Here is a 24,623-nt window from a genome sequence, read left to right on the forward strand (position 1 = left end):
CTTCGTCGTGCAACGGGGCCGATCGACACCGCACTGTGGTCGCCGGAGGGATAGACGACCTTCACGGAAGGTTCAGGTTTACCGGAATAATTGTGACCCATGAGATTCACAGGGTCTTTGAGATAGTCGACCGGGTGGCCTTCCAAAATCCGAATATTGAATGTTCACAACCCGAACTGTGACGTGCTAATGTGTTTTGAAAATTCGAGTTTGGCTGGTTCGATATTGTTTCGCATTTCGGATTTCGTGCTTCGGATTTATGCTTGAATTTTTTTGGTCTCTGACGGATATCGAAGGTTGTGAATAGAAAGCACAAAAAGCAGCTGATCCAGTATCTCTCCGGATTTGCCACCCAAAGGCGCCTGGATACTTTCGAGCGGGTCCTGGCAAGCCGCACCCGGTACCTGGCTGTGGCCCTGGAAAATGTTTTTCAGGGCCACAACGCCAGTGCCGTGCTGCGGAGCATGGATTGCTTCGGCATCCAGGACGCCCATATTATTGAAAATGATTATGAATACCGGGTCAACCCGGATGTGGCCCTTGGCGCCTCCAAGTGGCTGACCCTGATTCGCCACAATGCCCGGGCCCATAACACCCTTGCGGCGGTATCGGCCCTGCGCGGGCGCGGATACCGGATCATTGCCACCACGCCCCACAGCCGTGATGTGGCCCTGCCGGATTTTGACATTTACCGCGGAAAAGCCGCCCTTTTTTTCGGCACCGAGCTGGAAGGCCTTTCTGATGTTTTGATGGAAAATGCTGATGAATTCCTGCGTATTCCCATGTACGGGTTTACGGAAAGTTTCAACATTTCTGTGTCTGCTGGCTTGGTCTTTTACGAGCTTGTGCGCCGTCTCCGGGCCTCGGAGATCAACTGGGGGCTTGCAGAAGAGCAAAAGCAGGATTTGCGCCTGGAATGGCTCAAACAGAGCGTCCGGCATTCGGATCTTTTGATTGCGCGCTTTATGAAAGAAAATGCCAAGAGTGTTGAACCGGCCGGCAAATAACCATGTGTCCGGGGGCGGTTTCGTGTTTATAATAGTGCCTGAACGAAAACCAGGATTTTTCGTTCGGGCACTATGTATCTGTCCAATGATTTGTTTTCATACCCGGAGGTGATGGTTACGTGGAACTCATGGCTGGCGTCACCCTTCTGCTTTTCCTTGGCGTGCTGGCCCAATGGCTGGCTTGGCGGCTTCAGCTGCCCTCGATCATGCTCTTGCTGGTCTTTGGTCTGCTGGCCGGGCCGGTGACCGGGCTGATGGACCCGGATGCCCTGTTTGGGGATATGCTGCCGGTGTTTGTGTCTTTGGGCGTGGCCGTGATTCTGTTTGAAGGCGGGATCAACCTGCGCCTTGAGGAGCTGAAATACACCGGGGATGTGGTGCGCAACCTCATTACCGCGGGCGTGCTGGTGACCTGGGTGGGCGGAAGCATCCTGGCTTTTATGTTTCTGGACCTGCCCTTGATGCTAAGCGTGCTGCTGGGCGCCATCATCGTGGTCAGCGGGCCCACGGTCATCGGCCCCCTGCTGCGGCACGTGCGGCTGCCCCACAATACCGATGCTACCCTGGAGTGGGAAAGCATCCTCATCGATCCCATCGGCGCCCTGCTGGCGGTGCTGGTTTTTGAGGTGATTGTCACCACTTCAAGCCCTGCTGCCGGCACCACCATTTTTCTGCTGGGCATGATCCGGATGATCATCGCCGGAGCAGTGCTGGGCCTGGCAGGCGCTTATTTTCTGATCCGCATGATCCGCAGGTTCTGGATTCCCGATTTTCTGCAAAATCCCTTTTCCCTTGCCCTTGTGATTACGGTTTTCACCCTTTCCAATTATATTGCCGAGGAATCCGGCCTGCTGGCGGTAACGGTTATGGGTATCGTGCTGGGCAATCAGAGGTCCGTTGCCCTGCGCGATATTATCGAATTCAAGGAAGACCTGCGGGTTTTGATCATCTCGCTGTTGTTTATCATTCTGACAGCAAGGCTGCGGATCTCAGATCTGACGGTTATTGATCCGGGAGCCGTAATCTTTATTGTTCTGCTCATTGTCCTGGTCCGGCCGGCTGCGGTGATGCTGTCGGCCATGGGCTCCAGGCTGCATCTCCGGGAAAAGCTGTTTATCGCCTTTATGGCCCCCCGGGGGATTGTGGCTGCGGCAGTGTCTTCGATTTTCGCCCTGCGCCTGTCCCAGAGCGGATACCCCATGGCTGACAAACTGGTGCCTTTGACCTTTTTTGTCATCATTGTCACAGTGTTTTTCTACAGCGCCCTGGCAGCGCCCATGGCAAGGATATTAAAAATCGCAGAACCCCGGCCGAGCGGGTTTCTCATCGTGGGCGCCCACCTGCTGGCCAGAAAAATCGGCATTGCCCTCCATGATGCCGGATGCCGCATTCTGCTGGTGGACAACCAGCGGGCCAATATCAAGGCCGCCCGCATGGCCGGGCTGCCCTGCAGATACACCAACGTGTTTACAGACAGTATCCGGCTCTGTGGTATCGGCCGGCTGCTGGCCCTGTCGCCCAATGATGAGTTAAACGCCCTGGCCGTGCTGCATTACCGCAAGATTTTCGATCACATGGAAGTGTTTCAGCTGCCGCCGGATGTTGAAGAGGTGCATGCCGAAGAAGTACTGCCGGGTCATCTGCGGGGGCGCTATCTGTTTGACAAGCGGGCGAGCTTTTCTTATCTCTACGGACGGATGCTGGGCACCGGGATTGTCAAAACCGTGAAACTCACGGAGAATTTCAAATACGAGGATTTTTCCAGGTATTATGACAACACCGATATTCCCTTGTTTGTCATTGACAGCAAGGGCTTGGTCACACCCGTGACCCTGGATGCATCCGTGAGCCTTTCCCCGGGCCATACCCTGATTGCCCTGGTGGCGGCAAAGGACAACGAGCAATCCCCGGCCACAGTCTCCCGGCCCCAGCAGCCGGATTACGAGTGCAAAAGCCCGTCGTAAGCCGGGGGCAAGTGTTTACGGGCGGTTGATCATGGCGGCCATGTAACCGGCTCCGAATCCATTGTCAATGTTGACCACAGCCACGTTGGAGCTGCAGGAGTTTAACATGGCAAACAGGGCGGTCATCCCGCCCAGGCTGGTGCCGTAGCCCACGCTGGTGGGCACCGCGATTATCGGCCGGTTGACCAGGCCGGCCACCACGCTTGGCAGGGCGCCTTCCATACCTGCTGCCACAATCAGAACGGATGCGCGTTCAATGGCTTCCTTATGGGAAAACAGCCGGTGGATGCCGGCCACGCCCACATCATAGACCGTTTCAACCTCGTTTCCCATGGCCCGGGCGGTCAGGCAGGCCTCTTTGGCCACCGGTATATCCGAGGTGCCCGCAGACATGACCAGAACAGGGCCTCTGCCGCAGATGGGGGGCGGGGTTTTTTCCAGCAGCAGAACCCGGGCGTCAGCATGATACACAGACTGTGGAAAAAGTGCCTGAATATGGGCGGCCTTTTGTTCAGAGAGCCGGGTGATCAGCACTCTGTCGTCCTGGGCGCTCATTTTCTCCATGATCCCGGCAATTTGTTCTGCAGTCTTGCCCTGGCCGAAAATGACTTCCGGAAACCCCTTTCTTAGGGTCCTGTGATGATCCACATGCGCGTATTCAATGTCTTCCACGAAAATATGCTGCAGGGAATCGGCGGCCGAGGCCACCGAGGTCTGCCCGCTGGCAACAGCCTGGAGAAGACGTTTTAAGGTATCGTTGTTCATGGGCGGCTACTGCAGTTCCTGTTCAATCATTTCTCCTGCGCCGGAACCGGTATTTTCCCCGGAGGTCTGCACCCTTTCCAGGGTTCGGATAATGGCTTCCAGGGACTGGATCTGTTGCTGCAAGTCCTGAATTTGTTTTCGCAGCCCGGCTCTATTATCGTTTATTTTGCGGTTCAGGGTGTTTTTAAGATCTGTCAACTGTTTTTCAAGCTCAGCCGTATCAGCTCCTGTTCGGGCTTGTTTTTGCACGGCATTGATTTTTTCTTCCAGGTTGGCAAACCGGTCGCTGAAAGCCGCAATGCGCTTTTCTGCTTCATTGATGCGCGGGCCGAATTTCCCGGCTTCGCCAAGGGTTTGTTCCAGGGCGGTGGTTGTTTCACGAAGCTTTTCCAGCTCCGCAGTGAGCCGGGACTCCAGGTCGCTGATCCCGGATTGTGAGGATTTTTTCTGGGCGGACACCTGCTTTTCCACTCCGGCGATCCTGTTTTTCGATTCCCGGCGGAATTCGGCAAGGGTTTTTTCAAGCTCGGAGTTGGCCGATGACAGGTTCTTTACCTGTTTTTCCAGTTCCAGAACCCGGGCCTTGAGTTGTCGGGTGGGTTCGCTGACCAGATCCGAGAGGGCGGAAAAGCGTTTCGCCGCCACCTCTTCGATGTTTTCTTCCACCTGCCGGGATTGGCGGTCCTGTTGGGCCTCTATTTGCCGGATTCTGTCGTCGAGAATAAAATAACCGAAAAACAGGAGGCCGGCCAGCAACCCGAAGAGCAGAAGTGAAATGATGCCGGCCTTGAGACCCGGGGCAGAGGACGGCTTTTTTTTGGGTGGCACGGCGGTTTTTTTTGCCCGCGGCTCGGTCTCATCTTCTGTAAAATCGATTTTAAAGCCCTTTGGATCCTGTTCTTCCATATTCTTCCTACTCCCATTCTATTGTGCTGGGGGGTTTGGAGCTGATGTCATAGACCACCCGGTTCACCCCGTTGACCTCGTTGATGATCCGGTTGGAGATGGTGCCCAGCAGCTTGTGGGGCAGTTTGGCCCAGTCGGCTGTCATGGCGTCCACGCTGGTTACCGCCCGCAGGGCCACGATGTTTTCATAGGTGCGTTTGTCGCCCATGACGCCCACGCTTTTGATGGGCAACAGGACCGCAAAGGATTGCCAGACTTTTTTGTAATAGCCCGCAGCCCGGATTTCTTCGAGCAGGATCGCATCCACCTTGCGAAGCACGCTCAGACGCTTGCGGGTGACTTCGCCAATGATCCGTATGGCCAGGCCCGGGCCTGGAAAAGGCTGGCGCCACACCAGTTCCTCGGGCAGTCCCAGGGTTTTGCCTAGTTTGCGCACTTCATCCTTGAACAGAAATTTCAAGGGCTCGATGAGTTTGAGCTTCATTTTTTTGGGAAGGCCGCCCACGTTGTGGTGGGACTTGATAATGGAAGTGGGCCCCCCAAAGGCGGACTGGGATTCGATGATGTCCGGATAAAGGGTTCCCTGGGCCAGAAATTCTGCGTCCTTGATTTTGCGGGCCTCTGCTTCAAACACGTCCATGAAGATTCTGCCGATGATCTTGCGTTTTTTTTCCGGGTCTGTCACCCCCTTGAGCGCATCTGTAAACTGCTTGCCGGCATTGACATAGTCAATGTTCATTTTGAGATGCTGGCTGAAGAGTTTTTTCAGGCGGGTGCCTTCATCCTGCCGCAGCAGCCCGTTGTCCACAAAAATGCAAGTGAGCTGCCTGCCGATAGCCTTGTGGATGAGCATGGCCGCCACAGATGAGTCCACGCCGCCGCTTAATCCAAGGATTACCTGTTTATCGCCTACTGCATCTCGGATTTGTTTTACCGCATCTTTTGCAAAGCTCTTCATGGTCCAGACGGCTTTGCACCCGCAAACGGAAAACAGGAAATTTTTGAGCATCTGTTTGCCCCCGGGTGTGTGCTCGACTTCCGGATGAAACTGCAGGCCGTAAAATTGCCGTTTATAATCTGCCACGGCGGCCATTGGGGTGTTTTCTGTCAGCGCAGTGGTGACAAAACCTTCCGGCAGTCCGGTGATGGCGTCTCCGTGACTCATCCAGCACCGGGCGGATTCTTCGATCCCGGCCATCAGGGGGTCCGGATTTTGAATATGGAGCCGGGCAAATCCGTATTCCCTTTTGTGTGCTTTTGAAACGTTTCCGCCCAGGGCGTGGACCATAAACTGCATGCCATAGCAAATGCCCAGGACAGGGATGCCGAGGTCAAAAATGGCCTCTGATACCCTTGGGCTGTTTTTTTCATATATGCTCGCCGGTCCTCCGGAAAGAATGATGCCTTCGGGATTCAATCCTTGCAGCCGCTCGATTTCAATATCCGGGGGTTCAATCTGGCAATAGACTTTCTGTTCCCGCACGCGTCTTGCAATCAGCTGATTGTACTGGGAGCCAAAATCAATGACAACTATCATTTGTGCCTCAAATCGGGGGTTTTTGTTGGCTGATCCGGCGGAAAAAGGGCTGCGGCATCCGCGCAAACCATTTGCTTAAACAAAATGAATATGTTAAAGCAACCCGCAAATGTCAACGCTATTTTTTCTATTCATGCGCAAAACGGAGCTTTTGGTTGATCGTCCAGATATATGAAATCCAGACGCCCCGGGAAGCCGCAGCAATGGCGGCCCTTGGGGTGGATCACATCGGCTCGGTTCTCACGGCCGCAGATGACTGGAAGCAGCCGCAGCTTTGGCAGACCATTCGGGAGGTGGCCGCTGCAGGGGCCAAAAGCAGCCTGATTTCGCTGTTTGACGATATGGATGCCATCAGCGCGGCCCTTGATTATTATCAGCCGGACATGATCCATTTCTGTCACACGGTGCTCGATGCCCTCGAAGGTTGGGAACCCTGGTGCGGGCGGCTGATGTCCATGCAGGCCACGGTAAAGCAGCGTTTCCCCCAGATTGCCGTCATCCGTTCCATCCCTGTACCGCCTCCGGGTATGGGCAGGGATTTTCCGGTTCTGGAACTGGCCAGGCATTTTGAGCCATTGTCTGATTTTTTCCTTACCGATACCCTGCTGCTGGAAAACAATGCCGTGCAACACCAGCCGGAAAATGGCTATGTGGGCATCACCGGCAGCATTTGCGACTGGGACACGGCCGCACACTTGGTTGCCCAGAGCGCCATTCCGGTAATTGCCGCCGGAGGGCTGTCGCCGGACAATGTCGGCGATGCGGTTAAAGCCATCCGGCCGGCTGGGGTGGACAGCTGCACCCAGACCAATGCCCGGGACGCATCCGGCCGGCCCATCCGTTTTTGCAAGGACCCGGAAAAAGTGGCCCGGTTTGTGACAGAAGCCAGAAAAGCCGCCGCTCAATTTGGTGTTTAATCCCCTGTCAAATAATAAAAAAATAACATCTTGATTTTACTTAACACTTAAAACTTAACACTGCCTGTAAAAAAGACTTTTTGCAGGCTTATCAATTTTAAAAAAACAAAAGATTTTTCAAATAGGAGAACAACAGTTATGTATGAAAGCGGAGATCTGCGCAAAGGGCTGAAAATTGAAATCGACGGTGACCCCTATGAGATCGTGGATTTTGAATTTGTCAAGCCCGGCAAGGGCCAGGCCCTTTACAAGTGCAAGCTTAAAAATATGATCACCGGGGTTCAGTTTGACAAAACCTACCGGTCCGGGGAAAAAATCAACAAGGCCGATCTCGAGGAACAGGAAATGGAATACCTGTATACGGACGGAGATCATTACCACTTCATGAACACCTCCACCTTTGAGCAGGATTCCATGTCAGCTGAGCAGCTCGGCGACTCGGTAAAGTTTTTAAAGGAAAACACGGTTTGCAATGTCTTGTTTTTCCAGGGCCGGCCCATCGGGCTTTCGCTGCCCAATTTTATCGAGCTGCGGGTGGTGCGCTCTGATCCCTGGGTCAAGGGGGATACGGCTTCGGGCAGTTATAAGCCGGCTGAACTGGAAACCGGACTGACCGTGCAGGTCCCCCCGTTTGTGGAAGAAGGCCAGAAACTGCGCATCGATACCCGCACAGGCCAGTACGTGGAACGGGTAAAGGAATGATGGCGCCGTAAAAGTCCAATATCTGCGTTACGCGCAATTTCTCAGAATTTCACGTACGGCTAAGTACGCTGCATTCTTCGAAATTGCGCAAGCCTTGATCTTGAACTTTTTACAGCGCCATCTGAAATCAGAATTTTTCCGGTGCCATCAAGGAATAACCGTCCTGATTTTTTGCCTGTCTGACCTGGAATCGTAATTTCCGCAAAAGAATTTTCCTTGACAGGTTTGTTTTTGTTTTGGTAATGAATGAATCTTCATTCAGTGAATGAGGGTTCATTCAATTTTTTGAGTCAAAACAAAGGCGGACATGGACAGGGAACAAGCAAGAACCGGGGCCATCAACTCCAAATACCATCTTATTCTGGATGCGGCAATCAAGGTGTTTGCCGAACAAGGCTTTCATCAGGCCACCATATCCCAGGTGGCCAGGGAAGCCGGCGTGGCCGACGGGACCATATACCTGTATTTCAAAAATAAGGCCGATATTCTGTCGAATTTTTTCAGCTACCGCAGTCGCCAGGTGTTTGACCGATTCCGCCAGGTGGTGGATCAAGCCGATAGTGCCGAAGAAAAGCTGAGAAATCTCATCCGGCTGCATTTAAGCGAGTTTCAGCGTGACCGGAACATGGCCGTGGTCTTCCAGCGCGAAGCCCTGCTGGCCAGGTATGTCAAGGATGAATACATCACCGAGGTCACCCGGATGTACATGGATATTTTAACCGAGATCATCCGCCTTGGCCAGGCGGAAGGCACCATTCGCAAGCAGCTGCCCCTGGGCCTGGCAAAGCGTTTTATTCTCGGGGCGGTCAACGAGGTGATCAATACCTGGGTGGTCACCGGCGGGGACAAGGACATGGTGAAAATGGCTGATCCGCTGGTGGATTTTTATTTTGACGGCATCGGCACCCGGAACAAGTCCGAAATGCGATAATACCGGGGCCGCCGATGCCGCAGATCATGTGTAGGGAAAACCGCATTGCCGGTTTGCCGGCAAATACAAATTAATATGTTAAAAAAGGGAGAAAACAGATGGCACAACAAATTTCGGATCGCCGGGACATAGATTTTGTCCTGCATGAACAATTGAAGGTCGGGGAGCTGAGCAAGAAGGAAAAATATGCAGAGTTCAACAAAAAAACCGTTGATCTGGTGATCAACGAGGCCCGTAATCTTGCTGTAAAGGAAATCCTGCCCACACGCCAGGAGGGCGATGAAAAGGGATGTGTGTTTGAAAAAGGCAAGGTGACCACTCCTGAGATTTTCAAACGTCCCTTTGAACTGCTCAAGGAAGGCGAGTGGGTGGCCATGACCGAAGATCCCGACTGGGGCGGCCAGGGCATGCCCAGAAGCGTTTCCATGGCTGCGGCCGAGTATTTCAACGGCGCCAACTATGCCTTTATGATGTATGCCGGTCTCACCCACGGCGCCGGCCGCTTGGTGGAAACCTTTGGCACGGACCGCCAGAAAAATCTTTTTCTCAAAAATATGTATACCGGTAAATGGACCGGTACCATGCTGTTGACCGAGCCGGTGGCCGGATCAGACGTGGGCCGCCTGGAAACCAAGGCCATTGCCCAGGGCGACGGCACTTACAAGATTGAAGGCCAGAAGATTTTTATCTCCAGCGGGGAGCATGACCTGGCTGAAAACATTGTCCATCCCGTGCTTGCCCGCATTGAGGGGGCCCCTGCCGGAACCAAGGGCATTTCCCTGTTTCTGGTGCCCAAGTACCGGGTCAAGGAAGACGGCAGCCTGGATCAGTTCAACGATGTCAATTGCGTGGGCATCGAAGAGAAAATGGGCATTCACGGAAACGCCACCTGTACCCTGAGCCTGGGAGACAAGGGCGAATGCGTGGGCGAACTGCTGGGCGAGGAAAACAAGGGCATGCGCGCGATGTTTCTGATGATGAATGAAGCGCGCCTCCTGGTGGGCATGCAGGGTTTTGCCTGCTCCACGGCCTCTTATATCAACTCGGTCAATTACGCCAAGGAACGCATCCAGGGCCGGCATCTCACCCAGATGCTGGAAAAGGATGCCCCTGCGGTCCCCATTATTCAGCATCCGGATGTTCGGCGCATGCTCATGACCATGAAAACCTATGTTGAAGGCATGCGCAGTCTTCTCTATTACGTGGGCTGGTGTGAGGACACGGCCGACGTGATCGACAGCGAGGAGGAAAAGGAAAAATACAAGGGCCTGGTGGATCTTCTGATTCCCATTGCCAAGGGTTATGTCACCGATCGCGCCTATGACGTGTGCAATCTGGGCATGCAGGTATACGGCGGCTACGGCTATACCAAGGAATACCCCCAGGAGCAGCTGGTGCGCGATTGCCGGATCACCATGATTTATGAGGGAACTAACGGAATCCAGGCCATGGACCTGATGGGCCGCAAGCTCGGCATGAAAAAGGGCAAGCTGGTCATGGATCTCATGGGTGAAATCACAGCCACCATCAATACCGCCAAGGGCCAGCAAAGGGTCCAGCCTCATGCCGAGACCCTGGAGCAGGTATTGAACAAGCTGGGCGAGGCGGCCATGCACCTTGGCAAAAGCGCCATGTCCGAGAAAATCCTGGACGCATTTGCCTATGCCTATCCGTTCATGGATGTGTGCGGGGATGTGTGCATGGCATGGATGCTGCTGTGGCGGGCCTCCATTGCGGAAAAAGCCCTGGAAAAAGCCAAGAAAAAAGATGTGGCCTTCTACGAGGGCCAGATCAAGAGCGCCCAGTTTTTCTGCAACACCGTGCTGCCCACAACCCTGGGCAAAATTCAGGCCATTCTGGCCACTGACGGCGCTGCCGTGGAAATGGAGGAAGCCTCCTTTAACGGATGATTCCGGGATTCGGTGATACCTGAACCATTTCGTTTTCATATGCAGGCACAAAAGCAGGGGGGCTTTAAGGTTGCAAGCCCCCCTGCTTTTGATGCAGGGAAATTTTTCTTGACTCCAACCCATTAATTAACTATTTATAAACGTTCATCTATAATATATCAAATGGCTTATGAGCAGATAACCTGCTGCTGCTATTGTAATAAGCAAATGCTCGAAATCACAAGATGAAAGGAGCAAGCGGCAAATCATGGAACATGTGCTGATCTCACCAGCAGCCTATACATTTTTCGGGATCCCCACGGTGATTTTCTCCGTGCTGATCCCCATTGTTGCGGTTGCCCTGTTTGCCTATATTATTGCCAAGCGCCTGGCACCCATTGTCAAGGCAAAACCCGACTTTCGATTTGACCGGCCCAAAGACCGCATTCTCAATGTGCTCAAAATCTGGCTGGCCCAGTGGAAGCACCCCCGGTACATGACTGCGGGCGTGATTCATATCGTGATTTTTTTCGGATTTCTCATCCTCTCGGTTCGATCCACGGAACTGGTGATCAAGGGGATATCCGCGGATTTCGTGTTTCCCGGGCTCAATACCTGGGTGGGCGATATTTATTATCTGCTCAAGGATTACGCGGCCACGGCCGTGTTTATCGCAGTGGTGGCCGCATTTGTCCGGCGGGTGTATTTCAAGCCCGAGCGCTATGCCTATCCTGAATCCTATGGTGAGGATCATACCTGGGAGGCGCTGCTGGTTCTGGGCTTTATTGCCACCCTGATGGTTACCGAGAGCCTGTTTGAAGCCGCCGAGGTGGCCGCCCAGGTCCAGGCCGGCGTTGATCCGGATTTCCTGGCTCCGGTGACGCTGGGATGGCTGTTTAAAAACATGCTGCTCAACGCCTCCCAGGAAACTCTTCAGGGCGCCCATGTGATTTCCTATTACATCCATGACATCGTGTTTTTTACCTTTCTGTGCTTTTTGCCCCTGGGAAAGCATTTCCATGTGCTCACATCGATTTTCAATGTTTATTTCATGCGCCTGGAGCGGGGCAATATCCGGCCTGTGAAATACGGGGTTGAAGATGATGATCTCGATTCCCTGGAATCCTTTGGCGTCAAGCGCTACGAGGATTTCACCTGGAAGGACATCCTGGATTTCTACACATGCGCCGACTGCGGCCGATGTTCGGACAACTGCCCGGCAAATGCTGTGGGCCGGCCGCTTTCGCCCCGTTTCATATCCCTGAAGGGCCGGGATTATGCATTTGAGCATTATCCCCTGCGGGGCGATTTCATCAAGACCGATGACAATATCATGGGCAGGATTTATTCCGAGGATGAGATCTGGTCGTGTACCACCTGCGGCGCCTGCGAGCAGGAATGTCCCATCGGCATCGAGTATATCAACAAGATCGTGGACCTGCGCCGGGGCATGGTTGATGAGGGCAATGTTCCCCAGTCCCTGCAAAAACCTCTGCAGTCCCTGGAAAAACGAGGCAATCCCTACGGCAAGATGGAAAAGAAGCGTGCCGAGTGGACCAAGGAACTGGCAGAAGAATTTGAGGTCAATGTCCTTGAGAAAAAAGGCGCTACTGCAGATACCCTGTATTTTGTCGACAGTGTGACTTCTTTTGATGAGCGCATGCAGGCCGTGGCCCGGGCAACAGCCCGGATCCTGCACAAGGCCGGGGTGAATTTCGGAGTGCTGGGCAAGGCGGAAAAAGATGCCGGAAACGAGGTCCGCCGCTTTGGCGAGGAAATGCTGTTTCAGGAATTGAAGAATCAGAACATCGACGCCATTGTCAATGCCGGGGCCAGACAGATTGTCACCGCAGACCCGCATGCCTACAATGTCATGAAAAACGATTATAACAGCAAGGACCTGCCGCCTGTGGAGCATATTGTCCATTTTCTGCTGCGCAGTATCCGAAACGGTCAAATAAAGCTCGGCAGCCTGTCCGAGGATCTGGCAGGCAAGACCTTTGTCTATCATGATCCCTGTTATCTGGGGCGGCACAATGATATCTATGATGAACCCAGGGCGGTGCTGGATGCCATTGCCGGCCTGCGGCGGGTGGAAATGGAAAGAAGCCGGGACCGCTCTTTCTGCTGCGGCGGCGGCGGCCTGATGCTGTTTTATGAACCGGAAGAAGATGAGCGCATGGGCGTGCGCCGGGTGAGAATGGCCCGGGATGCCGGCGCAAGCGTGATTGTTACGGCATGCCCCTTCTGCCTGACCAACATTGAAGACGGCATCAAGGTGGCCGGACTCGAAGGCCAGCTGGAAGCCATTGATCTGTGCGAACTGGTTGCCATGCACATGCAGTAGGAGAAATTCAGGTGTCATGGCTGCCTTCGGGAGGTCGGGCCCGGGATGGCAGCCGTTTATGGATTAAATAAATAGCGGAGTCTAACGAACAAGGTAGGGAGGAACATATGGAAATTTTGGTGTGTGTCAAACGCGTTCCTGATACCGCGGAAAACGAGATCGAGATCAACAGCGATGGAAACGACATTGAAAGAGACGATTTGGTTTACTCGGTAAATGAATGGGACAATTATGCAGTGGAGGAAGCCATCCAGCTCGTTGACGAGCACGGCGGTTCCGTGACCGTGATCACCGTGGGCGATGAGGAGTCCGAGGAAGTCCTGCGCCGGGAAATGGCCATGGGCGCTGAAAAAGGCATCCTGCTCGACGATGACGCCTTTGAGGGCTCAGACGGCCGGGGTATTGCCGCGATTCTGAAGGGGGCCGTAGCAAAGGGCAACTACGATCTGATTCTCACCGGCGCCCAGGCAGATGAAGGCTATGCCCAGGTGGGCGGCATGCTGGCAGCCATGCTGGATTATCCCTATGCATCCCTGGTCAACATGATTGAGCCCGGCGACGGCAAGCTCAAGGTCGGCCGGGAGATCGAGGGCGGCAACCAGGAAGTCAACGAGATCGAACTTCCCTGCGTGCTTTCAATCCAGACGGGTATCAATGAACCCCGATACGTGGGCATCCGCGGTATTCGCAAGGTGGCTTCAGTGGATATTCCCACCATGGGAGCCTCTGATCTGGGACTGGATGCCGGCTCCGTGGGCGCGGGCGCAGCCAAGGTCAAGCGCATCGACTACTTCGTGCCTGAAATGGGCGAAGGCGCTGAAATGCTTGAAGGCAGCACCGAAGAGATCATCGACAAACTCATTGAACTCTTAAAGTCCAAAGGAGGGATAAAGTAATGGCCCAGATTTTTGCCTATATTCTGCATTCAGACGGTGCGTTGGATGATACGGCCCTGGAACTGCTGGCAGCAGCCAAAAAAATCGATGCCAATGCCGATGTGACCGCTATTGTCACCGGCAGCGGTATTGACGACGCCTGCAGCAAAGCGGCCCAGGCCTACAAAACCGTATGGAAAATGGACAATGAAGCGCTTTCCTATCCCAACGCGGAAGTGGTGCGCAAAGCCCTGATCAACACCCTGCCCGCAGACGCCATTGTTTTAATGGCCCATGACACATTCGGCATGGACATGGGGCCCGGGCTTTCCATCAAGCTGGATTCGGCCTTTGCTGCCGACGTGGTGGATATCGAAGGCGTTGAGGGAAGCACCTTAAAACTTATCCGCCAGGAATTTTCCGGCCAGGTCAGCGCCCATGTGGATTGCGACATTTCCTCCGGTGCTGTGATCAACGTCCGGCCCGGGGTTTTCCAGGCCGCCGAGGGCCAGGCCGGTGAAGTGGTGGACAAATCCGGTGAAATCGGCGATGTTTCGGCCAAACGCAAGTTCATCGAGGTGCTGGAAGCAGAGGCCGGTGAAGTCGATATCACCAAGTCTGACGTGCTGGTATCGGTTGGCCGCGGCATCGAGGATGAAGACAATCTCGAGATCGTATTCGAACTCGCCGAGGCCATGGGCGCAGACGTTTCCTGCTCCCGGCCCATCGTGGACGCCAAGTGGCTGGAAAAAGCCCGTCAGGTGGGAACTTCCGGCAAGACCGTAAAACCCAAGGTTTACATGGCCATGGGCATCAGCGGCTCGTTCCAGCACCTGGGCGGCATCAAGGGCAATCCCTTTATCATTGCCGTGAACAAAAACCCCAAGGCCCCGATTTTCCAGGTGGCAGACGTGGGCGTGGAAGCCGATATTCTGGAGTTCATCCCCGAACTCACGGAAAAAATCCAGGAACTCTAGTTTCTGCTGCGGCTTTTCGCCAAAAGAGAAATAAAAACCGGCTGGTGCAGCATTTTTTGCACCAGCCGGTTTTTTTGTCTGAAACGCAGTTGAGATAACAGAAAATTACAGTTCTTCGGGCTCGCAGAGGTATTCTGCGCTGTTTGCCGCACGGCCGCAATTTTTGCAGACAAACTGCGGGTCGCGGACATATTTCTTGTAGTCTTCTGTATTGTTTTTCACAAACCCTACCGCACTTGCCACGCAAAGGTGGGATTCATGTCCGTAGTGCATGTCCGGGATCTCAAAGGGCAGCGGAAAAATATCCTTTGCCATTGTTGCCTCTCCTTTCTGGTTTTTGTCATCATCAGTGTGTAATTGCTGATTTCCACACTCAAAAACTATGTCTGATCCCGGGCAAAGTCAAATTCCGGTATCTTCTTGCGTTGCAGTCTTCGCATGCGGCAGGCCCGGGGCGGGTTGCTCCCTGCTGACCGCTTGCGCGCTCAATGCGACTCGCAACCCGCCCCGGACCTGCCGCATGGCCGGTCGCCGAAGAGTCGCGCAGGGACGTGGAAAACCAATGGCTTTCATCCTTGTTTTGGATTGGTTATTTAGTGCCTGAACGAAAACCGTTTTTTCCGCCAATCTCTGCGTCCGGCTCAAATTTTAATCCTCAAAATACGTCGAGTATTCCTGCGGTTAAAATTTTCGCCGTCCTTGACCTTGACGAAAAATCCTGGTTTTCGTTCGGGCACTATTTACAAGCATCAAAGAGGTTCCATGGGCTATGGGGTGGTGCCGCCCTGGCGGGCGCATTGCACGTTGGGCCGGCCAGCAGTTCTTGGCGAAGCGGAGCGGCCGCGGCCGAATTACTTCGGCCGCAGCGAAGCAAGCCTTAGAACTGCCCGGCCCGAGTGCGCGAACGCCAGGGCGGCACCACCCCATAGCCCACGCGCAAACGGTTGTTTTGGATTTTCGGGATTCGGACAAAACTTCAAACAGAAGGCCTGTCTTTTGCCGGGTCAAAGGCCCGGACTTTGGCGATAAACCGTTTGCGGGTGTTTTCTCCTGCTGTCTGTCGGTAACGAAGGGCGATATAAAGGCGGGTGATTTCATGCACGGGTTTTTCCAGATCCGAGCGTTTTTCCGCAACATAGCCGGCAAATTCCAGGGGGCCCATGTGGGCCGGCCGGACAATGCCGGCCCGGGCCATTTTTGTGCAGAATTTTTCATAATACCGGGCTTCGGGCGCTGTTTTCATCCCTGCAACCTGCTTGTGGAACCGGGTGTAGAGCAAAAACAGGCCTGCTGCCCCGGCTGCGCCTGCCAGAAGCATCAGCAGGGGGCCTTTCCAGGTCTGGGTGTCAATTCCCAGGGCTTTTAGCAGGGTCTGCTGCTGCTGTTTGGAATAAGCCGAAAACCAAGCCTCCCATTGAAGGCTCAGGGCGTCCCAGCCGAGCCGGACCTGGTCAATAAACGAGGTAATGGGTCTTAAGTATTTGCGGGCAAAATTTCCCCCCAGTTCTCCTTGCTGAAGCGAGCCGGCAGCTCCCTGGTCCAGGCGCTCCGGGGCCACTTCAAGGGTGGGATCAACCCGGGTCCATCCTTTCTCCGGATACCAGACCTCCACCCAGACATGGGCGTCAGACTGCCGGATGATCAGGTATTGCGCCCAGGGATTGATCTTCCCGCCCAAATATCCGCCCACAATGCGCGCCGGCACCCCGGCGGCCCGCATCACAAAAGCAAAGGCGGATGCATAATGCTCGCAATAGCCCTTGCGGGATTCAAACAGGAAATCGTCAACCGGGGCATCTCCCAAAAGCGGGGGCTGCAGGGTGTAGACAAAGTCGTTGTCCCTGAGATAAGAAAGCGCGCTGGCCACAATTTCCTGAAATCCCGTGGAATTTTCCGCCAGGTTTACGGCCAGATCCCGGGCCCGCGGGTTGGTTTTTTGCGGCAGCTGCAGGGCGTCTTGGACCCCGTAATCCACCACGGCGGTGTTATACCGGGTATAGGAGCGCATCTGGTATCTGCGCTTGCGGGTGATGCTGCGCCCGGACACAACCGTGAAATCCCGCTTCAGCGTTGTCCGGCGCGAAGGGGCCTTTGCGGGCAGATCCAGGGCAAATATCCATTGCTGGTTGTGGGGCTCAAGGGAAATGGTGTATTCCACCGCATCGGCGCCCTGGATGGATTGATCCAGTTCCGGGATTCGGTCGGCACTGTGCCAGGCCCGGCCGTCAAACCGCGAAAACACAACCCCTCGCCAGTATCTCTGCTCCGGGGGGGGCACAGGGCCGTCAAACTGCGCGCGAAAGGCCGCCTCGTTGTTTTGCACCAGGTTTGCCACTGATCCCGGGCTGAGCTGATCGGAAAATCCGGTTTGGCCCATATTGGTTTGTGAAAACCCCACCAGACTGCCTTCCAGGCGGGGAAAAAGCACAAACAGGAGGATCATCAGGGGCAATGCCTGGGCCATGACCACCCCTGCGCGCCGGGCGCTTGTTTTATACGTGCCAAGCGGATCATTGATGCGCACCAGGGCGGCTGTGGTCAGCAGCACAGAAAAAAACATGTACAGGGTAATGGCAAATGTCTCGGATCGCAGCAGGCTGCTGATGATGATAAAGTAAGCGATAAATACGGTGATCATCCGGTCCCGGTGGGTGCTGATTTCAAATGGCTTCAACGCTGCCATCACCGCCAGCAGGCCTACGAACGCATCAGATCCGAACCCGATGCCGTAGGTGGCCACAAGACCGGCAATGCCGGCCACAGAAAGCAGAATCCGCACCCTGCGCCCGGGCCGGGGCCAGCCGTATCTCATGCTCGCCAGCAGATATCCCCACATGACAGCGCACCACGCGGTTATCCAGGGGGCCATCTGCAGGGTGTGGGGCAGTGTGGCCGCGGCCACTGCGGCTATCAATGCAGGGAGGTATTTTTTTTCCGGATTCATTTGTCCCCGGGCTCCTGATTGATCCCAAACTGGGCAAGGGTTTTTAGGCACCTGTGGCGGTGTTCCCTGCCGCGGTCCGGTGCGATAAAGTAACCGGGCAGATTCAGGCCGTATTCCATGTTAGCGGCCGCGGCCCTGCGCACCAGGTCGCAGAGCTGAGACAATCGTGTTTCCGTGTCCCGGCCGGTCATTTGCTCATAGTCAAACACCGGGCGGTTGCCGCCGCGGCCGGCAAACTCCTTGGAAAACAGGCCCTGGCCCCGGGACAGGGTCTTCCATGAAATCCGGCGGACCGGATCACCCGGCTGATAGACTTTCAGGCCCAGAAAATCGTCTGTTCCGGACAGTACCGGTGCGGTATCCTGGTTTGTTCCCCCTTCGGTGATTTCATTGAATTCAAACGGCGCGGCAATGGGTTTGGGATAGACTGTGCAGAAACAGTTGAGCCCAACCCGGGTCCATGCGTAAAAAAGACCCAGGGGAAAGCAGGTGGACACAGTCAGGGGATCCGGGGCAAGCAGGCCCCGCTTTGGGGCGGCCGCCCTGACCAAAATGCGGGCCTCAGCATCCCCGGTGAGGTTTTCAATGGCGGAGCGCGGCCTTTCAAAAAAAAATTCCAGGCCGTTTCGCCGGTATCCTTCCGGCGATATCAGAAAAATAAACACGGCTGTTTCCCCCGCAAAAACTGGGCGGGCGGAAACGGATAAAATTTTTAACCCCATCAGGTTGCGGTGGGTGTGGACCATGGACACAACTGCCATGGACCCGAGCAGAAACACCAGCAAAAAACCCAGGTTGTTGTTATAATTAATGGAGCCGGCCAGCATGGCCGCCAACACCAGCAGAAACATCAGCCCGTGTCGGGTGGGCAGAATATAGGTGTTTTTCCGGGTCACGGTCCAGGGCAGGTGCCGGATGGAAGTGGGGTTTAAAAATTTTTCAAAAAAAGCCAATTTCAAAGCGGCACCGGGATTTCAGCCAGAATATCCATTAACCGGTTTCTGCCGATTTCCGTGCGGTCCTGTCCGGATCGCAGCCGGTGGCCGGCCACCCAGGGCAGGATCTGCTGGAGATCTTCGGGCAGGGCATAATCCCGGCCGTGCAGCCAGGCCCAGGAGCATGCAGCCCGGATCATGGCCAGCCCGGCCCGGGGTGAAAGACCCACATGAAAATGGTCGCTGGTGCGGGTGAAATGCAGGATTTCCCGGACGTAGTCCACAAAGGTGTCAGAGGTGTGCACGTTTCGGATTTTTTTCTGGATGGCCCGCACATCGTCTTTGTCCATACTTGCTTCGATGGTTTCCAGCATGTCCTGTGCGCCCTGGCCCTTGAGGATCTGTTTTTCCGCGGCCCGGTCGGGATATCCGATTTCAATCCGCATCAGGAATCGGTCGAGCTGGGATTCGGGCAGGGGGAACGTGCCCGCGTATTCCAGGGGATTCTGGGTGGCAATGACGAAAAAGGGCGGCTCCAGGCGCCGGGTTTTTCCCTCAAAGGAGACCTGGCCTTCTTCCATGGCTTCGAGCAGTGCGCTCTGGGTTTTCGGCGTGGTCCGGTTGATTTCGTCTGCCAGCAGCACCTGGGTGAAAACCGGGCCCCGGTGAAAATGAAACAGCCCGGTTTTCTGGTCGAATATGGATACCCCCAGGATGTCGCCGGGCAGCATGTCGCTTGTAAACTGCAGGCGCTGGAACTCCAGGCCCAGGCATTTGGCCAGGACCTTGGCCAGGGTGGTTTTGCCGATGCCCGGAAGGTCTTCTATCAAAAGGTGTCCTTCGGCAAAAAGGCAGGTCAGGGCCAGGCGCACCTGGGCTTCTTTGCCGAGCACCACCTGGCTGATTTGCGCCACAATGGCTTCAAACTGCTCATTCATCTGCCGGTGCTGTGCCGTTAATGGGTTTTTCATGCTGCAATCCTTGAAGGTTTCGTAAAAGTCGATTTTTCGCTCTGAGATCATTTGAGCGTAATTAAATCTAACAGAAACCATTTGCCAATGCCAGAACAGGTTGGACAAGCCCGCAATCTTTCAGCGTTGTTTTGCATCCGCCCCGGCGGTTTCCGGTGCAGCCAGGGCTTTTCAGCAGTCAGATGACTTCAGCAATTCCGGGGAAAGCGGGATTTTGTATTGAAAGGCGGGCGAGTTTCATTTTAGATAAGAAAGAACGGATGGAATAAGCTTTGATAAAAATGCAAAAAGCTTCTAAGTAACATCAAAAAAGTTGCTGATCGTGCTTGGTTCTGCAATTTTCGCATGATGCCGACCCGGTGGCGGTTTGCTCCCTGCTGACCGCTTGCGCGCTCAATGCGACTCGCAAACCACCCCCGGGCCGGCATCATGGCCGACTGTGTGCAAAGTTTCAAGGGGGGGCCGGAGCAACCCATCCGAACATTTAAAAGCAAGGGGCAAGCTTATGGGTCGAATTGTTGCCATTTACGGCAGCCCGCGGCGTGCGGGAAACACAGCAACCCTGCTGGCAGAAGCAGTGGCCGGGGCCAAAAGCCGGGGGGCGCTGGTGGACGAAATCGTTTTGCGGGACCGGAAGATATCGCCCTGCCTGGAGATTTACGGATGCAAAAAAACGGGCGAATGCGTGATCAAAGATGATTTTCAGGCCGTGCGCGACGCCATACTGGCAGCAGACGGGCTGATGCTGGCCACGCCCATTTTTTTCTATACGGTCAGCGCCCATGTCAAGGCGCTCATGGACCGATGCCAGTCCCTGTGGGTGAAAAAATACTGGATTGACAAGACCGAGCCCGGCCAACGGCTGCTCAGGCGTGAGGGCTTGTTGATCTCCGCGGGTGCAACAAAGGGAAAACGCCTGTTTGACGGGACTCTGCTGACGGTGAAGTATTTTTTCGACGTTCTCGACACCCGCTTGTGGGATAGTCTGCTGTACCGGGAACTGGAATTTGAAGGTGATGTTGAAAAACATCCCCTCTACCTTCAACAGGCCCGGGATGCCGGTTGCCGCTTGGCAGGCGCAATCTGCGCAGACAATGCATAAAAGCGCCGCGCCCCTTTGTATCCCGAAGCTGCAAACTCCGGCATATCCAGGTAGCCGGATTGACACGGCAGGGTTTCAAAATTATATAAAAACAAGGCAGTGTTAAAATCATTTTCGCAAGTGTTTGCCCATGTACTGTAATCCAATGGTAAGGAGGCTGAATGAAAATTCATCGGGGACGTTCTGTGGACAAGATAGTCGAGGAGCAGATTCAGCAGTGGCAGGCATCCAGGGGGGCTGCAAAAAAAGAGGAGCCCCTCAAAAGCTCCGTGATCACCGTTTCCCGGCAGCCCGGCAGCCGGGGCAACGAGATTGCCGTAAAACTGGCCAGGGCCTTTGAGTATGAGCTATTTGACCGGGAGATCATTCAGCAGATGGCACGGGATTCCAATATGAGCGCCAAGGTGCTGGAAACCCTGGACGAAAAGGGCTTGAACATGCTCGAGGACGTAATCGCCACAATTGTGGAACAGCGGCATCTGTGGCCGGATCAGTACATGAAGCATCTCATGAAGATCATCGGCACCATCGGCCGGCACGGAAAGGCTGTGATTGTGGGCCGGGGGGCAACCTTTATCATCCCCCGGGAGGAAAACATCCGGCTTCGCTTCATTGCTTCTCTGGAAAACCGGATCCAAAAGGTGGCAGAGGACTTAAATGTGTCATCAGAAGAGGCCCGCCGGCAGATTTATGACGTGGAGGCCCAACGCCGCTCCTTTACCCGCAGGTATTTTTATACCAATGTGGATGAGCCCACACATTACGATATGATCATCAACACCGATGACATCAGTGATGATCAGGCCGTGTCCATGATCCAGGCCCTGGTGGAAAACGGCTTCAAGCGCGGGCCGGCCCGGGGTTAAAGCCGGATTGCCGCGCAGAGCAGCAAAAGCGCCTCGGTGATTTCACACATGGCCCCGAGCATGTCACCGGTGATCCCGCCAATGCGCCGGCGGTAAAACCGGATAAGCCATGCGCATACGGCGAAAAACACGATGGTCAGCAGCAGGCCCTGCCAGCCCAGCAGCAGGCTGAGGACCACGCAGACCCCTATTCCCCAGAAATCGGCCGATGAAAGGGGCCGGCCGAACAGGTCTGCTGCCGTGCCCCCGCCGGGGCGGGCATAGGGCAAAAATCGTACCCCCAGCAGCATGGCGGATCTGGCATAGGCGGGCACGAGCATCAGGATCAAAAACCGTTCAAAGCCGGCCGTGCCATTGTCCGGCATCCCGCAAATCCCTCCGTACTTGGCCAGCAGCACGCAGATCAGCACTACGGCGCCCATGACCCCGATGCGGCTGTCTTTCATGATCGAAAGCGTGGCTTCCCGGTCCCTGTGGGAGAAAAAACCGTCAGCCGAGTCTGCCAGCCCGTCCAAGTGCAGGGCACCTGTGAGTACCACCAGGACAATAACGTCTGCCGCCCCGGCCGCAGACGGGGAAAAAAGGCGGAAAAAAAGCGCATCCGCCGCTGCCAGGATCAGGCCCAGGATCAGGCCCACGGCCGGGAAAAAAGGGATCATGGCCCTGGGGTGATAGGCATCTGCCGCTCCGGCCGGCAGGATGGTGATAAAGCGCAGGGCCGCGGCCAGGTGGGTCAGGTGGGTTTTTATCGCCGGTTTCATGGATTATTTTTCACCCATGAGGGTGACGGCCACGGTTCGGGTCCGGTCCCGGTTGTCATGGTTGATGGCCACCACCTGCTGCCAGGTGCCGCACTGCATTCTGCCGCTGCGCACGGGCATGGAGACCGACGGCCCGATGATTGCCGCCTGGACATGGCTGTGGCCGTTTCCGTCGTGCCAGGCCTTTTCATGCTCATATTCCATTTCCCTGGGGGCCATGCGGTCAATGGCCCGGCGCAGATCCTCAATAACCCCGGGTTCGTATTCAATTGTGGTCAACGAGCCGGTAGAGCCGATGATGGTGGCCGAAAGCCGGCCGTTTTGGATCCCCGATTCTTTGACCATGGCTTCGAGCGGCCCGGTGATATCCGCCATGCCCGTGTGCGCCCCGAGTTTGACTTCAATGTCTTTGCAATACACAGTTGTGCTCATGATGATGCCATTTTTCTGATTTTTGTGAATTTTTCCGCATCTGCCGCTTTTTGGGTAGCATATTCCGGGTGAAGAATCAAATCCAATGGGCTTGACCGGGAGTGCCGTGGCCAAAAGATACTTGACTGTTTTGGGTATGTGGCCTAATTTGTTTTCAATAATCGAAATTCTGGAGAAAGGATCTTTTTATATGGCTTATTCCATTGCACTGGCCGGCAAGGGCGGCACCGGCAAGACCACAACCGCCGGCCTGCTGATTAAATATTTGTTAAAAACCGATCGCAAACCTGTTCTGGCTGTTGATGCCGATTCCAATGCCAATTTAAACGAGGTGCTCGGTCTGGAGATCACCGATACACTGGGACAGGCCAGGGAAGACATGAAAAAGGGCAAGGTGCCCAGCGGCATGACAAAGGACGTTTTCATGTCCATGCGCCTGGAGCAGGCGGTCATGGAATCCGGTGACTGCGACCTGGTGGTCATGGGACAGCCCGAGGGACAGGGCTGCTATTGCGCGGCCAACACCCTGCTGACCAACTTCCTTGACCGGCTCCAGGATAACTACCCCTATATTGTGATCGACAATGAGGCGGGCATGGAACATATCAGCCGGATGACAACCCACAACGTGGATGTGCTGCTGATCGTCACCGACGCCTCCCGGCGGGGTCTGCAGGCCGCGCTTCGGATCCATGAGCTGGCCCAGAGCTTAAATATTGGTGTGGCCAGAAGTTACGTGATCATCAACCAGGTCAAGTCCGGGGCGCCGGATCAGGCCATGGAAATGTTAAACCAAGCGGGTATCGAACTTGGCGGCGTTTTGCCCGAGGACGATACGGTCTATGATTATGATTTTCAGGGCCGGCCCATGATCGAGCTGCCTGATGACAATCCGGTGGTCCTGGCTGCATATGAAATGTTTGACAAAATCATGGAAACCGAAACTGCAAAGGCCAGTGGACATACCGTATAACGATCTGCATATTTATTATCTCCGGGGCCGGGTGGCAAACGCGCCCCATGGATTCGGCCCGGAATTTATCGGCAACTGGCAGGAGTCTGACGCGGCCTTTCTTTTTTTCACCCAGCCAGCGGAAAGCCGGGTAAACGCGCTGCTGCGGCGGCAGCCGGAACTCGCGCTCGTGGACACCTTTCACATGTCCTATGCGGACTGGCATGGCGGGGAAATCAAACCGTTTGTGACAGACCGGTTTTACGTGGCCCCGCCGTGGGCGGCCTCAGGACGGGATGAAAACCGACTTCCCATTCTGCTCGATCCCGGGGTGGTATTTGGCGCGGGGACGCATCCCACTACCCAAAGCTGCCTGGAGGCCCTGGAAATCGTCTGGCAGCAGGGAGGTGCCGAGTCGGCCCTGGACCTGGGAACCGGCACGGGCCTGCTGGCTCTGGCCGCGGCCAGACTGGGCTGTCCCCGGGTGCTGGCAGTGGACAACAACGGCCTGGCCGTGCGCATCACCCGGGAAAATATCCATGCCAACAGCCTGGATGCCCGGGCACTGGCAGTCATCGCAGACGCCCGGGAGCTGATTGCATGCCCGGTGGATCTTGTCATAGCCAATATTCATTTTGACGTAATGCGACACCTGTTGGCAAGTCCTGAATTTTATGAAAAAAAATGGTTCATTCTTTCAGGTCTTTTGCGAAGCCAGGCCCGGCAGGTCGAAGAAATGATTCATTACGGACCGGGCCGCATTGTTCAGCGGTGGATCAACGACGGTGTCTGGTACACGTTTCTCGGAGCTTGTACCGGCTGAGCCTTTTTCAAGGGGTGTTC

At 55.0% G+C, this 24,623-nt stretch carries 23 protein-coding genes; 14 read left to right on the top strand and 9 right to left on the bottom strand.

Going from position 1 to position 24,623, the window contains the following annotated elements; translation table 11 throughout:
- From R6U41_RS12670 to R6U41_RS12680, 3 genes are all read left to right on the top strand, one after another.
- On the top strand, nt 1-182 hold a 182-nt coding region (locus R6U41_RS12670), incomplete at its 5' end, for a hypothetical protein (RefSeq protein ID WP_410270204.1).
- A gap of 117 nt (nt 183-299) precedes the next feature.
- Nucleotides 300-1,007 carry a TrmH family RNA methyltransferase gene (locus R6U41_RS12675; protein WP_410270205.1) on the top strand — a complete coding sequence of 236 codons (708 nt, stop codon included), beginning with the start codon at nt 300-302 and terminating at the stop codon, nt 1,005-1,007.
- Between the two features lie 128 nt (nt 1,008-1,135).
- Nucleotides 1,136-2,971 (top strand): cation:proton antiporter, encoded by a 1,836-nt coding sequence (locus R6U41_RS12680; RefSeq protein ID WP_410270252.1) that lies wholly within the window; start codon nt 1,136-1,138, stop codon nt 2,969-2,971.
- 15 nt (nt 2,972-2,986) lie between these two features.
- Here R6U41_RS12680 and larB read toward each other — a convergent pair whose 3' ends face one another.
- Genes larB through guaA form a run of 3 tightly spaced genes read right to left on the bottom strand, consistent with a single transcriptional unit; the run spans nt 2,987 to nt 6,179 of the window.
- Nucleotides 2,987-3,736 (bottom strand): nickel pincer cofactor biosynthesis protein LarB, encoded by a 750-nt coding sequence (larB, locus tag R6U41_RS12685; protein ID WP_410270206.1) that lies wholly within the window; start codon nt 3,734-3,736, stop codon nt 2,987-2,989.
- A gap of 6 nt (nt 3,737-3,742) precedes the next feature.
- Nucleotides 3,743-4,642, bottom strand: coding sequence for a hypothetical protein (locus R6U41_RS12690; protein WP_410270207.1), 900 nt, complete (start codon nt 4,640-4,642; stop codon nt 3,743-3,745).
- Nucleotides 4,643-4,649: 7 nt separating this feature from the next.
- Entirely contained in the window at nt 4,650-6,179 is a 1,530-nt protein-coding gene (gene guaA / locus R6U41_RS12695; RefSeq protein ID WP_410270208.1) for a glutamine-hydrolyzing GMP synthase, read from the bottom strand.
- Nucleotides 6,180-6,334: 155 nt separating this feature from the next.
- Between guaA and R6U41_RS12700 the strand changes: the two genes are divergently transcribed.
- From R6U41_RS12700 to R6U41_RS12730, 7 genes are all read left to right on the top strand, one after another.
- The gene (locus R6U41_RS12700; RefSeq protein ID WP_410270209.1) at nt 6,335-7,096 is read left to right on the top strand and encodes a phosphoribosylanthranilate isomerase; all 762 of its coding nucleotides are present in this window, start codon (nt 6,335-6,337) and stop codon (nt 7,094-7,096) included.
- Nucleotides 7,097-7,234: 138 nt separating this feature from the next.
- The gene (gene efp / locus R6U41_RS12705; RefSeq protein WP_410270210.1) at nt 7,235-7,798 is read left to right on the top strand and encodes an elongation factor P; all 564 of its coding nucleotides are present in this window, start codon (nt 7,235-7,237) and stop codon (nt 7,796-7,798) included.
- Nucleotides 7,799-8,105: 307 nt separating this feature from the next.
- Complete coding sequence (locus R6U41_RS12710) at nt 8,106-8,729, top strand: TetR/AcrR family transcriptional regulator (RefSeq protein WP_410270211.1); 624 nt, start codon at nt 8,106-8,108, stop codon at nt 8,727-8,729.
- A 98-nt stretch (nt 8,730-8,827) separates the two neighbouring features.
- Nucleotides 8,828-10,639 (top strand): acyl-CoA dehydrogenase, encoded by a 1,812-nt coding sequence (locus R6U41_RS12715; protein ID WP_410270212.1) that lies wholly within the window; start codon nt 8,828-8,830, stop codon nt 10,637-10,639.
- Between the two features lie 247 nt (nt 10,640-10,886).
- Nucleotides 10,887-12,965: a heterodisulfide reductase-related iron-sulfur binding cluster gene (locus tag R6U41_RS12720; protein ID WP_410270213.1), complete on the top strand. Its 2,079-nt coding sequence runs from the start codon at nt 10,887-10,889 to the stop codon at nt 12,963-12,965.
- Between the two features lie 107 nt (nt 12,966-13,072).
- Nucleotides 13,073-13,861 carry an electron transfer flavoprotein subunit beta/FixA family protein gene (locus tag R6U41_RS12725; protein WP_410270214.1) on the top strand — a complete coding sequence of 263 codons (789 nt, stop codon included), beginning with the start codon at nt 13,073-13,075 and terminating at the stop codon, nt 13,859-13,861.
- Entirely contained in the window at nt 13,861-14,817 is a 957-nt protein-coding gene (locus R6U41_RS12730) for an electron transfer flavoprotein subunit alpha/FixB family protein (RefSeq protein WP_410270215.1), read from the top strand. Before R6U41_RS12725 ends, R6U41_RS12730 begins: the two co-directional genes overlap by 1 nt.
- A gap of 105 nt (nt 14,818-14,922) precedes the next feature.
- Here the strand turns inward: R6U41_RS12730 and R6U41_RS12735 are convergent, their stop codons facing one another.
- The 4 genes from R6U41_RS12735 to R6U41_RS12750 all read right to left on the bottom strand — a co-directional run bounded on the left by R6U41_RS12735 (nt 14,923) and on the right by R6U41_RS12750 (nt 19,667).
- Nucleotides 14,923-15,132: a hypothetical protein gene (locus R6U41_RS12735; protein ID WP_410270216.1), complete on the bottom strand. Its 210-nt coding sequence runs from the start codon at nt 15,130-15,132 to the stop codon at nt 14,923-14,925.
- A gap of 661 nt (nt 15,133-15,793) precedes the next feature.
- Nucleotides 15,794-17,761, bottom strand: a complete 1,968-nt coding sequence (locus R6U41_RS12740; protein WP_410270217.1) for a DUF3488 and DUF4129 domain-containing transglutaminase family protein — start codon at nt 17,759-17,761, stop codon at nt 15,794-15,796.
- Nucleotides 17,758-18,720, bottom strand: a complete 963-nt coding sequence (locus R6U41_RS12745) for a DUF58 domain-containing protein (protein ID WP_410270218.1) — start codon at nt 18,718-18,720, stop codon at nt 17,758-17,760. The genes R6U41_RS12740 and R6U41_RS12745 overlap by 4 nt, the downstream gene beginning before the upstream one ends.
- Nucleotides 18,717-19,667, bottom strand: a complete 951-nt coding sequence (locus tag R6U41_RS12750; protein WP_410270219.1) for an AAA family ATPase — start codon at nt 19,665-19,667, stop codon at nt 18,717-18,719. Before R6U41_RS12750 ends, R6U41_RS12745 begins: the two co-directional genes overlap by 4 nt.
- A 505-nt stretch (nt 19,668-20,172) precedes the next feature.
- Between R6U41_RS12750 and R6U41_RS12755 the strand changes: the two genes are divergently transcribed.
- Together R6U41_RS12755 and R6U41_RS12760 are read left to right on the top strand one after the other, a co-directional pair.
- A complete protein-coding gene (locus tag R6U41_RS12755; RefSeq protein WP_410270220.1) occupies nt 20,173-20,769 on the top strand; it encodes a flavodoxin family protein in 597 nt (198 codons plus the stop codon).
- A 161-nt stretch (nt 20,770-20,930) separates the two neighbouring features.
- Nucleotides 20,931-21,635: an AAA family ATPase gene (locus R6U41_RS12760; protein WP_410270221.1), complete on the top strand. Its 705-nt coding sequence runs from the start codon at nt 20,931-20,933 to the stop codon at nt 21,633-21,635.
- Here R6U41_RS12760 and cobS read toward each other — a convergent pair.
- Together cobS and R6U41_RS12770 are read right to left on the bottom strand one after the other, a co-directional pair.
- Complete coding sequence (cobS, locus tag R6U41_RS12765) at nt 21,632-22,396, bottom strand: adenosylcobinamide-GDP ribazoletransferase (protein WP_410270222.1); 765 nt, start codon at nt 22,394-22,396, stop codon at nt 21,632-21,634. The genes R6U41_RS12760 and cobS overlap by 4 nt on opposite strands.
- 3 nt (nt 22,397-22,399) lie before the next feature.
- The gene (locus tag R6U41_RS12770) at nt 22,400-22,828 is read right to left on the bottom strand and encodes a secondary thiamine-phosphate synthase enzyme YjbQ (RefSeq protein ID WP_410270223.1); all 429 of its coding nucleotides are present in this window, start codon (nt 22,826-22,828) and stop codon (nt 22,400-22,402) included.
- Between the two features lie 190 nt (nt 22,829-23,018).
- On the opposite strand from R6U41_RS12770, the gene R6U41_RS12775 reads away from it, so the two are divergent.
- Nucleotides 23,019-23,801: an AAA family ATPase gene (locus R6U41_RS12775; RefSeq protein ID WP_410270224.1), complete on the top strand. Its 783-nt coding sequence runs from the start codon at nt 23,019-23,021 to the stop codon at nt 23,799-23,801.
- Nucleotides 23,785-24,603 carry a 50S ribosomal protein L11 methyltransferase gene (locus tag R6U41_RS12780; protein WP_410270225.1) on the top strand — a complete coding sequence of 273 codons (819 nt, stop codon included), beginning with the start codon at nt 23,785-23,787 and terminating at the stop codon, nt 24,601-24,603. The genes R6U41_RS12775 and R6U41_RS12780 overlap by 17 nt, the downstream gene beginning before the upstream one ends.
- The last annotated feature ends 20 nt before the right edge of the window (nt 24,604-24,623 follow it).

Origin of the sequence: Desulfosalsimonas sp., assembly GCF_046483245.1 — a bacterium.
In the GTDB taxonomy this organism is placed as follows: domain Bacteria; phylum Desulfobacterota; class Desulfobacteria; order Desulfobacterales; family Desulfosalsimonadaceae; genus Desulfosalsimonas.